At 43.7% G+C, this 14,043-nt stretch carries 13 protein-coding genes and 1 pseudogene; 8 read left to right on the forward strand and 6 right to left on the reverse strand.

Annotated features, from left to right (window positions below; genetic code table 11):
- The first annotated feature begins 15 nt into the window (after positions 1-15).
- Positions 16-627, forward strand: coding sequence for an AIR synthase-related protein (locus G5B06_RS12805; protein ID WP_173761900.1), 612 nt, complete (start codon positions 16-18; stop codon positions 625-627).
- Positions 628-630: 3 nt separating this feature from the next.
- Entirely contained in the window at positions 631-1,131 is a 501-nt protein-coding gene (locus G5B06_RS12810; protein WP_021975912.1) for a tRNA (cytidine(34)-2'-O)-methyltransferase, read from the forward strand.
- A 168-nt stretch (positions 1,132-1,299) separates the two neighbouring features.
- On the opposite strand, the gene G5B06_RS12815 is transcribed toward G5B06_RS12810, so the two are convergent.
- Genes G5B06_RS12815 through G5B06_RS12825 form a run of 3 tightly spaced genes read right to left on the reverse strand, consistent with a single transcriptional unit; the run spans position 1,300 to position 5,805 of the window.
- Positions 1,300-2,709 carry a sensor histidine kinase gene (locus G5B06_RS12815; protein WP_173761901.1) on the reverse strand — a complete coding sequence of 470 codons (1,410 nt, stop codon included), beginning with the start codon at positions 2,707-2,709 and terminating at the stop codon, positions 1,300-1,302.
- Positions 2,706-3,407 (reverse strand): response regulator transcription factor, encoded by a 702-nt coding sequence (locus tag G5B06_RS12820; protein WP_015524367.1) that lies wholly within the window; start codon positions 3,405-3,407, stop codon positions 2,706-2,708. The genes G5B06_RS12815 and G5B06_RS12820 overlap by 4 nt, the downstream gene beginning before the upstream one ends.
- A gap of 16 nt (positions 3,408-3,423) precedes the next feature.
- On the reverse strand, positions 3,424-5,805 hold the full coding sequence (locus G5B06_RS12825; RefSeq protein WP_173761902.1) for an endonuclease MutS2: 2,382 nt from the start codon (positions 5,803-5,805) through the stop codon (positions 3,424-3,426).
- Between the two features lie 312 nt (positions 5,806-6,117).
- Here G5B06_RS12825 and G5B06_RS12830 point away from each other — a divergent pair, with 312 nt between their 5' ends.
- The 6 genes from G5B06_RS12830 (at position 6,118) to G5B06_RS12855 (ending at position 11,483) form a co-directional block, all read left to right on the forward strand.
- Positions 6,118-7,065, forward strand: a complete 948-nt coding sequence (locus G5B06_RS12830; protein ID WP_021975915.1) for a 3'-5' exoribonuclease YhaM family protein — start codon at positions 6,118-6,120, stop codon at positions 7,063-7,065.
- A 3-nt stretch (positions 7,066-7,068) separates the two neighbouring features.
- Entirely contained in the window at positions 7,069-8,706 is a 1,638-nt protein-coding gene (rlmD, locus tag G5B06_RS12835) for a 23S rRNA (uracil(1939)-C(5))-methyltransferase RlmD (protein WP_173772217.1), read from the forward strand.
- Between the two features lie 31 nt (positions 8,707-8,737).
- Entirely contained in the window at positions 8,738-9,109 is a 372-nt protein-coding gene (locus G5B06_RS12840; RefSeq protein ID WP_015560105.1) for a TnpV protein, read from the forward strand.
- Between the two features lie 388 nt (positions 9,110-9,497).
- Complete coding sequence (locus tag G5B06_RS12845) at positions 9,498-10,352, forward strand: hypothetical protein (RefSeq protein WP_015560107.1); 855 nt, start codon at positions 9,498-9,500, stop codon at positions 10,350-10,352.
- A gap of 273 nt (positions 10,353-10,625) precedes the next feature.
- A complete protein-coding gene (locus G5B06_RS12850; protein ID WP_015560108.1) occupies positions 10,626-11,042 on the forward strand; it encodes a YjdF family protein in 417 nt (138 codons plus the stop codon).
- Between the two features lie 60 nt (positions 11,043-11,102).
- Positions 11,103-11,483, forward strand: a complete 381-nt coding sequence (locus G5B06_RS12855; protein WP_015560109.1) for a DUF4825 domain-containing protein — start codon at positions 11,103-11,105, stop codon at positions 11,481-11,483.
- Between the two features lie 142 nt (positions 11,484-11,625).
- On the opposite strand, the gene mobQ is transcribed toward G5B06_RS12855, so the two are convergent.
- The 3 genes and pseudogenes from mobQ to G5B06_RS19640 form a co-directional block, all read right to left on the reverse strand.
- Positions 11,626-13,335 carry a MobQ family relaxase gene (gene mobQ, locus G5B06_RS12860; protein ID WP_055260434.1) on the reverse strand — a complete coding sequence of 570 codons (1,710 nt, stop codon included), beginning with the start codon at positions 13,333-13,335 and terminating at the stop codon, positions 11,626-11,628.
- Between the two features lie 137 nt (positions 13,336-13,472).
- Positions 13,473-13,694 carry a DUF3847 domain-containing protein gene (locus G5B06_RS12865; RefSeq protein WP_014080783.1) on the reverse strand — a complete coding sequence of 74 codons (222 nt, stop codon included), beginning with the start codon at positions 13,692-13,694 and terminating at the stop codon, positions 13,473-13,475.
- 170 nt (positions 13,695-13,864) lie between these two features.
- Positions 13,865-14,043 (reverse strand): annotated as a pseudogene (locus tag G5B06_RS19640) (ATP-binding protein); the annotation flags it as partial.

Consider the following 14,043-nt stretch of genomic DNA (forward strand, 5'->3'; position numbering starts at 1 on the left):
ATTAAGGCGGCAGTTATGAAACTTGGGAAAAAAGCACTGGAGGCACTTCAGGCGGAAATAGATGGACAGCTGAAACCCGGAGATGAACTAATCGTGGCAGGCCCTGTGGCAGCAGAAGGTACGGCATGGATTGCAGAGAACTACCATGACAGACTGCGGGAAGTTTTTTCGGAACGGTTTCTTGAAGATGCCGGAAAACTTCCGGAAGTTTACGGAACAGGAATGAAAAAAGAGAACAATAAGGTCTGGAAGATGGCGGAAGCGTCCGGAGCCAGTGCCAGGTATCTGATGGGGGAAGGCGGCTTTCTGTCTGCGCTCTGGAAAATGGCGGAAGCATCCGGAGTGGGACTTAGCGCAGACCTTCGAAGCGTACCCATCCGACAGGAAACCATAGAGATCTGTGAGATCTTTGATGTGAATCCCTATAAACTCCTTTCCGGTGGAAGCATTCTTCTGGGAATCCAGGGTGGCGATGCGTTTGTGCAGGAGTTACGAAGAGAAGGGATCATGGCAGCAGTGATCGGGCAGACCAATTCCGGAAATGACAGGCTTCTTTACAGCGGCGGAAATGCCAGATATCTGGAGCGTCCGGCGGAAGACGAGATTAAAATAATGAAAAGAGGATAAATAATGGGAGTTTTAAACATTGTACTCCATGAGCCGGAAATTCCGGCAAATACAGGTAATATCGGCAGAACCTGTGTGGCAACAGGAACCAGATTACATCTGATCGAGCCGCTTGGTTTCCGTCTCAATGAGAAGGCGATCAAGCGTGCAGGCATGGATTACTGGGAACATCTGGATGTGACCAGATATCTGGACTATGAGGATTTTCTCAAGAAGAATCCGGGAGCGAAGATCTATTACGCAACCACCAAGGCGCCTCAGACTTATACAGATGTAAAGTATGAGGATGACTGTTTTATTATGTTTGGCAAGGAAAGTGCGGGAATTCCGGAGGATATCCTGGTGAAAAATCAGGAAACCTGCGTGAGAATCCCCATGATCGGGGACATCCGTTCCCTGAATCTGAGCAATTCTGTTGCCATTGTTCTTTATGAGGCACTGCGCCAGCATAATTTTGCACATATGAATCTGGAAGGGCACCTGAGAAATTACGACTGGAAATAAGATTGTGAACGGATTGAAAGATTGAAAGTGCATGTCTGCTTTACATACTGAATAGCAAGACGAAGAAGATTTATAGAGTAAATAAAAGAACCTCTGATCTGGAAAGATTGTAGGAAATATTAAGGAATATTTCTTTTACAGCTTTTCGGATCAAAGGTTTTTTATGTTTTATTTTGCTTTTTCCAGGGTAAAAATAAATTCTGTTCCCACGCCAACAGTGCTGATCACATTGATATTCTGTTTGTGGGCGTTGATGATCTCTTTCACAATAGCGAGTCCAAGGCCGGTTCCCTTACGGTCTTTTCCACGGGAGACATCGATCTTGTAGAAACGGTCCCAGATTTTGGAAAGACTTTCTTTTGGAATTCCGGTTCCCCGGTCTTTGACAGAGACAAAAACTTTGCCATGGTTGACGGTTGTTTCCAGTGTAATGGAAGAATTGTCACTGCTGAATTTTACTGCATTATCCAATAAATTGTACAGTACCTGCTGGATCTGCTCCATATCCGCGCGGACGAACAGCTCTTTGCCTGCCAGAAGGAGTTCCAGCCGGATGTTCCGTTCCGAACAGGTTCCCTCGAAAGAGGCTGCTGTAGTACGGATGGTTTCGTTGATATCAAAACGCCGCATATGCATCATCCGCTTTTTGACATCCAGTTCGTTTAAAGTAAGGAGGCTTCGGGTAAGTTTCTCCAGACGGGTGGATTCAAAAGCAATGACTTTCAGATAGCGTTCCTGCATTTCCGGTGGGATGGTACCGTCCAGCATGGCTTCCACATATCCTTTGATGGAGGTCAGAGGTGAGCGGAAATCATGGGATACGTTGGAGATAAACTGCCGCTGATATTCTCCGTTTTTGTTCAGCTTGTCTGCCATATAATTCAGGGAATGGGAAAGATATCCCATCTCATCTTCAGAATCTACCGGGATCGTATAGGAAAGATTTCCGTTTGCAAATTCCAGGGCACCTTTCAGGATCTCTTTTAACGGTTTGTGCACCCGGTAGAAATAAATCAGCAGGAAACTGAAAAACAAAGCGTAAATAATAATAAAGATTAGGATCATGACCTCTACGATATTGCTGCGGCTTTCGTAGAGGTTTTTCATAGGGTAGTGGACTGCCAGATAACCGATCACCTGGTCTGTATCTTTTATGGGAACGACGGTGCTTAACTGCGTGGTTTTGAATGTCCCATAAAACGTACCGGAAGAATAACAGATATTTTCGTAATCTGCAGGCCGGAAATTTTTGACAGTGATCTCACCGGAGCCGGAAGACTGTTCATCTGTGTTTATCAGAACGGTTCCGTCCGTGTCCATGACCCAGAAGTCTGCATTCTGAAAAGCCGCTGCAGAGGAAAGAGCCAGGGAAAGGGAGTCGTTTTCCGGGTCTTTTACAGCCTGACGGAGTTCATTTCCGGAAACCATCTGGCTGGCTGTGCGGTAAAGGTACTCTCCGGTGGAGCGTTCAAGCCTTTTTTCTACCAGGTAGGAGCCGCCGGAGGAAAGCAGCAGAAAGCAGATTCCCCCCAACACAAAATACAGGATCAGCAGTTTGGTATAAAGATGCTGCTTCATGAATCTTTTACCTCAAATTTGTAACCGATGCCCCAGACTGTGGAAAGAGCCCAGTTTGGATTATCCTTGATCTTCTCACGGAGACGCTTGATGTGAACGTCTACAGTCCTGGTATCCCCGATGTATTCATAGCCCCAGATGTGATCCAGGAGCTGTTCCCTTGTAAAAACCTGATTGGGAGAAGCTGCCAGGAAATAGAGAAGCTCCAGTTCCTTTGGCGGCATATCGATCTGATGTCCCATATATGTCACAGAATAGTTGGTCAGGTTGATCACCAGATCCGGATAGGATACACATTTTTCCTTTGGTGCGGCAGATGGTGATTTTACATGGAATCTGCGAAGCACTGCACGGACACGTGCAACCAGTTCTTTGGAGTCGAAAGGTTTGATGATGTAATCGTCTGCTCCAAGTTCCAGTCCCAGGACTTTGTCAAAGGTTTCTCCTTTGGCGGAAAGCATGATGATCGGTACATCGGAAGTATGACGGATCTCACGACATACCTGGTATCCGTCAATACCCGGGAGCATCAGATCCAGAAGGATCAGATCCGGGTGAAAAATATGGAACTGCTTCAGGGCTTCCTCGCCGTCATTTACGATCTTGGTCTCAAAGCATTCTTTTGTGAGATAGAGAGCTACCAGCTCTGCAATGTTGTTGTCATCGTCAACAATGAGGATTTTCTGTTTTGTAGCCATGGTTTCCGCTCCTTTTTTATTTCTTGAATTCTACGATGGTTACGCCGGCATCGCCTTCTCCGAATTCTCCAAGACGGAAGGAAGCTACATGTTTCTGGCGTTTCAGGTAATTGTGGACACCTTTTCTGAGAGCGCCGGTGCCTTTTCCGTGAACAATGCGGACGGATTTCATGTGTGCGATGTAGGCGTCATCCAGATATTTGTCCAGCTCTGCAACTGCCTCATCCACGGTTTTTCCCAGAAGATTGATCTCTGTGGAAATGCTGGCCGCTTTTGACATGCGGATCTTTCCGGCGCCAGTACGCTGCATGGACGGGGTGGTGATTACCGGCTCGTCCACAAGCTCCAGATCGGAGATATGTACTTTGGAACGGATGATTCCCATCTGCACAAAGAGATATCCCTTGGAATCCGGATGGCTGGAAACGGTTCCTTTCAGATTCAGGCTGAGAACTTTTACAGTATCGCCAAGAGAAAGATCGGATGGTTTCAGCTGCTTCTTTGGTTTTTGCTTCTGCTGTTTGGAAGACATGCCTTTCTCGGCCTTTGACATACGTTTCTTCAGGTTCTGGCGCTCTTTTTCCACAGAAGCGGTATCTACGTGATCTTTCTGGAACTTATGGAAAAGCTTCATGGTCTGGTCTGCGTATTCCTTGGTATCACGGAGAATCGCATGTGCCTGTTCATTGGCTTCTCTTAAGATGCGCTCTTTTCGTTCGTCCAGTTTTTCCTCTTTTTCCTGGAGAGATTTTTTCAGTTCTTCTACCTGCTCTTTGTAACGGGCAATTTCTGCACGTTCGTTTTCGATGGTGACTCGGCTCTGCTCCAGGGATGTCAGAACATCTTCAAAAGATTCATCCTGCTCACTGATCTGCTCTTTTGCCTTGTCGATGATGAAATCCGGAAGTCCCAGTTTGGAGGAAATGGCAAATGCGTTACTTTTTCCGGGAACACCGATCAGAAGACGGTAGGTGGGGCGTAAAGTTTCCACATCGAATTCGCAGCAGGCATTTTCCACACCTGGAGTGGAAAGGGCATAGATCTTCAGTTCGCTGTAATGGGTGGTTGCCATGGTGCGGATGCCCTGTTCGTGAAGATGGGACAGGATCGCAATGGCAAGAGCGGCACCCTCGGTAGGGTCAGTACCTGCACCAAGCTCATCGAAGAGGACCAGGGAATCCTGATCTGCGGATTTCAGGAAAGAAACCACGTTTGTCATATGAGAGGAGAAGGTACTTAAGGATTGCTCAATGCTCTGCTCGTCTCCGATATCTGCATAGACCTCACGGAAAAGTGCAAGCTCGGAACGGTCCAGTGCCGGGATATGAAGGCCTGCCTGTCCCATAAGGGTAAGAAGTCCCACGGTTTTCAGAGAGACAGTTTTACCACCGGTGTTTGGTCCTGTGACAACCAGGAGGTCAAAATCATCTCCAAGGCGGATGTCAATAGGAACGGCTTTTTTCTTATCGATCAAAGGATGACGGGCCTGGCGCAGGCGAATCCGTCCTTCAGTATTGAAGATCGGTTCGCTGGCATTCATGTCCATGGCAAGAGCGGCGCGGGCAAAAATAAAGTCCAGCTGTACCATGATGGAAAGATCTGCATGGATGGCTTCCAGTTCTGCAGCTACCTGCTGGCTTAAGGAGGCAAGGATCACTTCGATCTCTTTCTGTTCTTTCAGCTCCAGCTCGCGGATGTCGTTGTTTAGTTTGACAACAGCCATAGGCTCAATGAAAAGAGTGGAGCCTGTGGCGGACTGATCGTGGATCATGCCGGCTATCTGGCCTTTGTACTCGGCTTTTACCGGGATACAGTAGCGGCCGTCACGCATGGTGATGACGGAATCCTGAAGATAATTCCGGGCGCTTCCTGCAACCAGAGAAGAAAGCTGGGTGTGGATCCGGTCGTTGGTGGCTTTGATGCTGCGGCGTATCTGACGAAGGGTGCTGCTGGCATCGTCACTGATCTCATCCTCGGAAAGGATACAGCGGCGGATCTCTGTGCTCAGAGGTGTGAGAGGTTCCAGTGCCGCAAACATTCCGTCAAGGGAATCGGTCATTCCGTCGTCACGGTCACTTCTGGAATAGGCTTTGACACGGCCGGTATTTTCCAGAAGACTGCAGACGGAAAGCAGCTCCGGCGCGTTCAGGGCGCTGCCTACAGTAAGACGTTTCAGTGTGCCCCGGATATCCTTGACACTGCCAAAGGAAATGCCGCCTTTTTTGAACAGGCGTGCAAGGGCATCGTGGGTCTGCAGCTGCATGGACCGGATTTCCTCGATATCTGTGGAAGGGGTAAGCTTCCGGCAGAGATCTTTTCCCATGGGGGAGGAAGCCTTGTCTGTCAGCAGATCTATGATTTTATAGTATTCAAGTGCTTTGTATGCTTTTTTGTTCATTGTTGCTGTAGTTACTCCTTTTTGTTACTTCTGTTGATCTCGTGTTTTTCTGCGTAACACAGGATATGCAAAAAAACACTTCGTTTCCTATTTTACATGATTTCCATAGCAAAGGAAAGTAAAATGTGTTATGATACTGAATAAAGCCCGGATGTAAGGGGAGACTGTGCGAAAATACAGGGAAAGCCCGGACCGGGATGCAGCCGGAGATCGTAAAGAAAGGCTGGCTGTGAATACAAAGTGTGAAGTGGATACTTTGTTTGGTGAGCATGTCCGCTTTGAAAGTAAAAAGAACAGAAAGGCAAGAATTTTATGCGTTTTTTAAATGAATTACATGAGGGAGACAGAGTAAACGGAATCTATCTCTGTAAACAGAAACAGGCAGCTACAACGAAGAATGGAAAACCCTATGAGAATCTGATCCTTCAGGATAAAACAGGTGTGATCGATGGTAAGATCTGGGACCCAAATTCTCTGGGGATCGATGATTTTGATGCCCTGGATTACATTGAGATCATGGGAGATGTGACAAGTTTTGCAGGTGCCATGCAGCTGAACATTAAGAGAGCACGCAAGGCAGGAGAAGGGGAGTATGATCCGGCAGATTATCTTCCTACCAGTGAGAACAGTGTGGACGATATGCAGAGCCAGCTGCGCGACCTGATCAACAGTGTGAAGAATCCGTATCTTTCCCAGCTTCTGAAGAAGCTTTTTGTGGAAGATCAGGAATTTATGAAGGTGTTTGAAGGTCATTCCGCAGCCAAGACCGTGCATCATGGATTTATCGGCGGACTGATGGAGCACACCCTTGGAGTGACACGTCTCTGTGATTACATGGCAAATGCCTATCCGCTTTTGAACCGTGATCTTCTGATCACAACCGCTCTTCTTCATGATGTGGGCAAGACCAAGGAGCTTTCAGCTTTTCCGATGAATGATTATACAGACGAGGGACAGCTTCTGGGACACATTGTGATCGGGGCACAGATGGTACACGACCTGGTAAAAGAGATCCCGGATTTTCCTGAGAAACTTGAGAATCAGGTAATCCATTGCATCCTTGCCCATCACGGTGAGCTGGAGTACGGCTCTCCCAAGAAACCGGCACTTGCAGAGGCAGTAGCTCTGAATCTGGCAGACAATACCGATGCAAGAATGGAGACACTGACAGAGATTTTCCACGCAGACAAGGGCAAAAAAGAATGGCTCGGTTATAACCGTCTTTTTGAGTCCAATTTAAGAAGAACAGGAGATATTTAATAGATGGAATTCCGTAAAAACGATATACTGACTTTGGATATAGAGGATTGCGGAGTTGACGGTGAAGGTATCGGGAAAGCCGATGGCTTCACCGTTTTTGTGAAGGACGCCGTGATCGGAGACCGGATCAGCGCCAAGATCATCAAGGCAAAAAAGAACTACGGCTATGGCCGTCTGATGGAGGTGATCACACCGTCCCCGTACCGTGTGAAACCGGCCTGCTCCATTGCCCGTCAGTGTGGAGGATGCCAGCTTCAGGCATTATCCTATGAGCAGCAGCTGAAATTCAAGGAGAAAAAAGTCCGTGGCCATCTGGAGCGGATTGGAGGTTTTAAGGATTTCCCCATGGAACCGATCATGGGAATGGATGAGCCTTACCATTACCGCAACAAGGCACAGTTCCCAGTAGGAAAAAATAAAGACGGAAAGATCATCACCGGTTTTTATGCAGGAAGGACCCATTCTATTATTGACAACCGGGACTGTATTCTGGGAGTGAAACAGAATAAAGAGGTTCTGGACCGTGTGATCGGCCATATGGAGAAATATCATGTACAGCCTTATGATGAGACAACAGGAAAGGGTCTTGTACGCCATATTATGATCCGCTATGGTTTCCATACAGATGAGATGATGGTCTGTCTGATCTTAAACGGAGATAAGATCCCGGCAGAAAAAGCTCTGGTGGACTCTTTGTGTGAAATTCCGGAAATGACCAGCATCACCATCAATGTCAATAAAAAACGGAACAATATGATCCTGGGAGATCAGCTTCGTCTCCTCTGGGGACAGTCCTATATAACGGACAGTATCGGAAATATCTCCTATCAGATCTCGCCGCTGTCCTTTTTCCAGGTCAATCCCATCCAGACCGAAAAACTGTACGGAAAGGCCCTGGAGTACGCAGGTCTCACCGGAAATGAAACAGTCTGGGACCTGTACTGTGGAATCGGAACCATCTCCCTGTTCCTGGCTCAGAAAGCAAAATTTGTCCGCGGCGTGGAGATCGTACCACAGGCCATTGACAATGCAAGAGAGAATGCTAAGCTTAATGGAATCGAGAACGTGGAGTTTTTTGTTGGAAAAGCAGAGGAAGTACTGCCGAGGGAGTATGAGAAGAATGGCGTCTACGCAGATGTTATTGTGGTAGATCCGCCAAGAAAGGGTTGTGATGAGGTACTTCTGAATACGATCCTTAAGATGAAACCGGAGAGGGTTGTTTATGTGAGCTGTGATAGTGCTACGTTGGCCAGGGATCTGAAGGTGCTTTGTGCGGAGGATTATGAGTTGATGCGGGTTTCTACTACGGATATGTTTCCGCAGAGTACGCATGTGGAGACGGTTGTTCTTTTATCCCAACAAAAACCAGATGACACGATAGAGATCGACTTAGATCTGGATGAGCTGGATGCCACCAGTGCCGAGTTGAAAGCAACCTATCAGGAAATCAAGGATTATGTGCTGAAAGAATCTGGCTTGAAGGTTTCAAGTTTATATATTTCTCAGGTAAAACGCAAATGTGGAATTGAAGTGGGAGAAAACTATAATCTTCCAAAATCAGAAAATGCAAGAGTTCCACAATGCCCGAAAGAGAAAGAAGATGCTATCAAGGCTGCCCTGAAATATTTTGCGATGATCTAAGAACATCGCTGATTTCAAGGAGGAATAACACATGAAAAGCACATTTGAAAAAATGGGTGGAACCTACACACTTGGCGCAGACGGAATTTATTATCCGAATCTTGTTAGTACAGATGAAGAACCGCATTATGGGAAATATGGAATGATGCGAAAAACGTATCTGAAAGAGCATCGTCCGGCAATGTATTCACTGTATATGTTGGAAGACAGATTGACAGAACATCTGAATGCTGTGGACGATGAAGCACAGGAGAGAATGGACATTCTAGTGCGTCAGATGATGGAAAAGGAAGGCATTACGGAAGAAATGAAAGCTTGTGACCAGATGGAATGGGTCAGGGCTGTAAATAATATCCGAAATGTAGCAGAAGAGATTGTCTTAAAAGAATTAGTGTATATTTAAAGCGTGGAAAGCTCCTTCGGGAGCTTTTTACCGTTTCTACAAACAATTTTTTCTCGTGCCGGAAAGCAATCTATTTACATGGAACAGATGCAGAGAGAAAAAATATTGGAAGGTTATGATTCTTGATCAGCTTTTTTGCTATTGCTCTTTTGAAGATGGTAAAAAAACAAGTGATATGGTAAAATAATACTATTAGATTGAACGGACAGAAATGAGGAAAGTTGATGAATTAAGAAATGTAATTGCAAATCAATTTGCCTGCGAATATAAGGCTTATGACTTTGGGGAAATCTGTAATGCATTCATTGATGATTTGATTAGATTAATGGAAAATAGTATTAAAAATGAACAAGGCAATTTTTAGTTGACATAAGGAGAACAGAAAAATATGAAAAAATATTACGCAGAAAGACATGGTTTACTTACAAAGCAACTACAGATAGATTTTGATGAGTTATTACAGTATTTCGGACAGGTATATAAATATTTTTGTGATAAAGAGTATTTTGAAGTGGCTACAAGAGGAGTGTGGAGGCAAATTCCTTATACGCAGGATTCGGAGCAGATTTTACCACCAAGTTTGTTGCCATCACCGGAAGTGTATTTTGCAACATGCTTACAGGATAAAGAGGTTTGGCCAATTTGGCAATATCTTGAAGAATATGATGAGCAGACATTGTTTTCAGTGATTGAGATTTTATACGACCATATTGGTGTTTATAACTATGAAACAGATCAGTTTGAAAATGAAGCACAAAAGGAAGAATTTGCTGAACAAATTAATAATATCTTACGTGCATATAAAGAGGGATATTATCTTGAACCGACAAATGGATTTATAATGCAAATACCTAACGGTGCGTTGCGTGAACAGTTAGAATATGACGGTTCTGATTTACCCGATTCAGTATATGAGCAATTAGCAACAGCCACAGAAATGTATTATCGTTTTGATGCCAATTTAGAACAGAAAAAGAAAGCTATTAATATTCTTGCCGATATTTTGGAAAGTGAACGTGAAGAAGTAAAAGATACTTTAAATGCTGAGTATGAAGTTCCTAAAAATGAACATGATAAGTTGATTTTTGGTATAGTTAATGGTTATAATATTCGCCATAATCGTGCAGATCAAAAGAACGATTATAGCAAAGAAATATGGTATGATTGGATGATGCAATATTATACAAGCGTAATAATAGCATTTTACAAGTTGAAAAATAAGTATACTGATATTGATTTTTAAATGGTGAGTTAAATGATATCTCCCTAAGTGGAGTATAAATTTTTTCTCAAAAGGTGATGGTTTCGCTATTTAGCATAAAAAGTAACTTAGAAGTTTCAGAATTAAGTTAATCGTGCCACATGGCTTGATTATAAAAGCAAAGATAAAAACGCAACGTACATCTTTGATGTACCAGAGCCGGTAGGTAGCCCGGCCGTCCTATATAAATAGGGTAAGTAACCTGCCCCTCCGGGTTGTCCATTCTTTGTTCAATCATTTTTAGGAGGGATTTTTATGGACAAAGTAAATGGAAAGCTGACAGTATTTTTTGAAGAGCCGTTTTGGGTGGGAATCTTTGAACGCATCGAAGATGGTAAACTATCTGTGGCAAAGGTAACATTTGGTGCAGAGCCAAAAGATTATGAAGTACAGGAATATATTCAAAAGTGCTATTTCAGTTTGAAATTCAGTCCGGTTGTTGAAACTGTTGTAAAGGATATCAAAAGAAATTCGAAACGGATGCAGCGGGAAACAAAGAAGCAGATGCTGGAAATAGGCATTGGTACAAAATCGCAACAGGCGTTGAAATTACAACAGGAACAGAACAAGCAGGAACGTAAAGAGAAAAGCCGCAAGAGAAAAGAGGCAGAAGAGCAGCGAATGTTTGAACTGAAACAGCGAAAGAAAAGAGAAAAGCATAAGGGACATTAAAGTTCCTTGGGCTTTTACTCAAATCGTAAATTTTTGAATAAAGCTTTCGGGGGTGTTTCTATGAAGAAAAAAGTACTTGCAATTATGTTGGTTGCCGTATCAATAATGCTGATTTCGGCGTGCGGAAAAAAAGAAAAACTATACGAAATTCCTGACCTATCGAAGTATAAGACAGATTATGTAGGAGATTCTTCGAATGTTATAAATATTGTAAGCGGTCAAGAGTATCCGGAGGGATACTCATATGATAGTATAGAGATACAATCTGAAACAGAGCCTTATGGATTAACAGTTTTTCTAAAAGATGAGCCGTCTGCAGTCAAGCTTGAAGATGAATTGCAGGTTAATGCAGATATGACATTTGATTTGATTGGTAATTTGGGAACAATTGATTATAAAACAGCAGATAGCAAAGAAATTATTGTATCATATGAACGGTGATATATTTTTAGTCAACTTTTAGACAATTTGAAGAGCAGAATATAAAAAGGCGTATGGAAGTTTTGATTTCCATACGCCTTTTTGAAAGGAGTTTATTTTTGAACAAGAGATTTGTAAGAGCATGTTATCTACTCGAAGATGATTACAATTCCATATCATAGGACTTTTTCTTAGCTCTTGCAGGCTGATTTCGCCGCATTTCCTGTTCTCGCTGATATTTAAGTTCCCATGCACGATGGGAGAAAACATCAGGATCCTCCACATTGAGATAATCCACCTCATCGGCTGCAATATCACGACGGTGATAGTCATAATATTTACCGAAAGTCCCCTTGAGCTGTTCAATCAGCTTATCCCGGAAATCAGGACGTATCTGGATTCTGGTATCCAGTAACTCGGCATATTGTTCTGGTTCAGGATGAAATTTTTCTTCCCGGAAAGCGGCGGCATCTTTTTCAAGCTGTTTTTTGAGCGAGATGTCCTGAGAATCTAGGATATCAAGATTGTTATTCATTTGGTCATATTTCTTGGATAGATTTGTCATATCTTTATCGGTAGAGCATTGTGCCTGGAAGATTAGCTGCTCTTTCCTTGATTTCAGTTCTTCAATTTCTTCGGTAACAGTGGTAAGCTGCTGATTCAATTTTATATGCTGGATGGGATTCAAAATACTGGTTTTCTCTTTTTTCACATTCAGTTCTTTCCGCTCTGTAACTTTAGCTTTGAGTTTCTTTTTAATGGTGTTGTATTTATTCAGTATTGGATTAAAATGATTCATCCAGTCATGGATCACTTCTTTTTGCATCTCATTGTGGAGCAAATGATACTGTGTAAAAATCATATGATTGCGGATCGCTTCTAACGTTTCAGCTATTATTGGAATAGACTTTTCTACAGCTTCAGCCAGTTTTGCTACCTTTGCTTTTAATTCTCGGAGCATTTTGTTATCCGCACGAATCTGACGGTTGATTTCACAGCGGTCTGCTATCATGCCTTTCTTTTCCATATTCTGGGCAATGTAGCCTTCATGGATGGTTGGCTGTTCGGTGATTCCCTGATCTGCAAAGCTGCGGTGATCAATGGTAGCATTTATCTGATTACGTGCAAGCATTTTATTTACGGCATCTGCCCAGTTTGCCCGCCAGATACAAAGTTGTTCATCACTGTTCCATTGTTGGGAAATAGGATTCTGTCTGCCATATCGGCTGCTCTTGGGGTGTTTATCAATCCGTTCATATCCTTTTTCCTGTGCAACAGAGGAAGTCAGATATTCTTTCTTTTTTCCAACTTTATAGCGATATTGCTTTTCCCATCCCTGTTTCTGAGCAGTTTTAAATTCAGAAGCAGTAAACCCTTTTTCTTCCCCATCTTTGATACAGAGATATTCTTTTTCTGTTTTATACTGCCATGTTCCATTTTCATTTAATGGTCGGACAGTAAGAAGAATGTGTGCATGGGGATTGTGACCATCTGTATCGTGAATGGCAAAATCAGCACACATCCCCATATCTACAAAATTCTTTTTAATAAAATCTTGAAGAAGAGAAATATTGCTGTCTTTATCCAACTCAACGGGGAGTGCGACAACAAATTCTCTTGCAAGTCGGCTGTCTTTGGTCTTTTCGGTTTCTTCCACAGCATTCCAGAGTTGTTCCCGGTCATTCCATTCCAATGGAGCCATTGGAGGAAGCATCACCTCCTGATAGATCAGCCCCTGCTTTCTGGTATAGTCATGCTGGATGCCGTCATAATCATTGTACATGCGGCTACAGCTCATATAAGCAGAAGCAGCAACGGCAGACCGACCGGAACCACGGCTGACGACTTTGGCTTGCATATGATAAATTGCCATATCTGGCACCTCCTTTCGATGTTGCCTGCAACAGCGGATAAAGCCCTCGGCAGAGCGCACGAGCCCCGAAGGGGATACCACTGCCTGATTTATCAGGTGGTGAGTAAGTGCGCCCTTCGGGAGTAGAACTTGTGCGTTTACATTCCCCGTAGCCGGATCATCAGCTCCCGTTTCAGGGAATCTAAATCCATTTCTTTAATATGGGGAACAATACTTTCCAGAATTGCTCCTTCTTGGACTAACCTGTGTGTTCTGGCATCACGTTCTTTTTTGCGATTTCTTGCTTCGGCTTCTTCCTGGCGGTGTCTTGCCTGTAAAAGTGCTTTTTCTTCCGGTGTCATGATTTTTTTATCTGCCATATCTGGCACCTCCTTTTTATGCCCGTATCCGGGCAGTTTTGGTTTTAAAATCTTTTGGTTTGGTACTATGGTTTTAGATAACTGACAGTGACATATTTCCGGTAATAAATGAGGAAAGAAAGTAGTACCACTGTCAGTGAAAAGTAATCATTGTGTTATACTTTTTTGAGTCAATTCTGGTTTGGAGCATGATTGTTCAACAGGATTTTTTTCGCCTGTTTTAAATTAGCTGTTGCATTGTCCTGACGAATATTCCGGTTATTGATACGGACAGGAATACATCTCTCCAGAATACGGTCATAAATTCGTTTGTGTGCGATATCAGCGGCGTTATTCAGCTCTGATAAAG

The sequence above is a fragment of the Blautia luti genome (genome assembly GCF_013304735.1).
GTDB lineage: Bacteria > Bacillota > Clostridia > Lachnospirales > Lachnospiraceae > Blautia_A.

Bases quoted from the DNA above. Each gene is read 5' to 3' on its own strand.
- G5B06_RS12805 (WP_173761900.1), top strand. From the start codon at position 16: ATGAAACTTGGGAAAAAAGCACTGGAGGCACTTCAGGCGGAAATAGAT.
- G5B06_RS12810 (WP_021975912.1), top strand. From the start codon at position 631: ATGGGAGTTTTAAACATTGTACTCCATGAGCCGGAAATTCCGGCAAAT.
- G5B06_RS12815 (WP_173761901.1), bottom strand. From the start codon at position 2,709: ATGAAGCAGCATCTTTATACCAAACTGCTGATCCTGTATTTTGTGTTG.
- G5B06_RS12820 (WP_015524367.1), bottom strand. From the start codon at position 3,407: ATGGCTACAAAACAGAAAATCCTCATTGTTGACGATGACAACAACATT.
- G5B06_RS12825 (WP_173761902.1), bottom strand. From the start codon at position 5,805: ATGAACAAAAAAGCATACAAAGCACTTGAATACTATAAAATCATAGAT.
- G5B06_RS12830 (WP_021975915.1), top strand. From the start codon at position 6,118: ATGCGTTTTTTAAATGAATTACATGAGGGAGACAGAGTAAACGGAATC.
- rlmD (WP_173772217.1), top strand. From the start codon at position 7,069: ATGGAATTCCGTAAAAACGATATACTGACTTTGGATATAGAGGATTGC.
- G5B06_RS12840 (WP_015560105.1), top strand. From the start codon at position 8,738: ATGAAAAGCACATTTGAAAAAATGGGTGGAACCTACACACTTGGCGCA.
- G5B06_RS12845 (WP_015560107.1), top strand. From the start codon at position 9,498: ATGAAAAAATATTACGCAGAAAGACATGGTTTACTTACAAAGCAACTA.
- G5B06_RS12850 (WP_015560108.1), top strand. From the start codon at position 10,626: ATGGACAAAGTAAATGGAAAGCTGACAGTATTTTTTGAAGAGCCGTTT.
- G5B06_RS12855 (WP_015560109.1), top strand. From the start codon at position 11,103: ATGAAGAAAAAAGTACTTGCAATTATGTTGGTTGCCGTATCAATAATG.
- mobQ (WP_055260434.1), bottom strand. From the start codon at position 13,335: ATGGCAATTTATCATATGCAAGCCAAAGTCGTCAGCCGTGGTTCCGGT.
- G5B06_RS12865 (WP_014080783.1), bottom strand. From the start codon at position 13,694: ATGGCAGATAAAAAAATCATGACACCGGAAGAAAAAGCACTTTTACAG.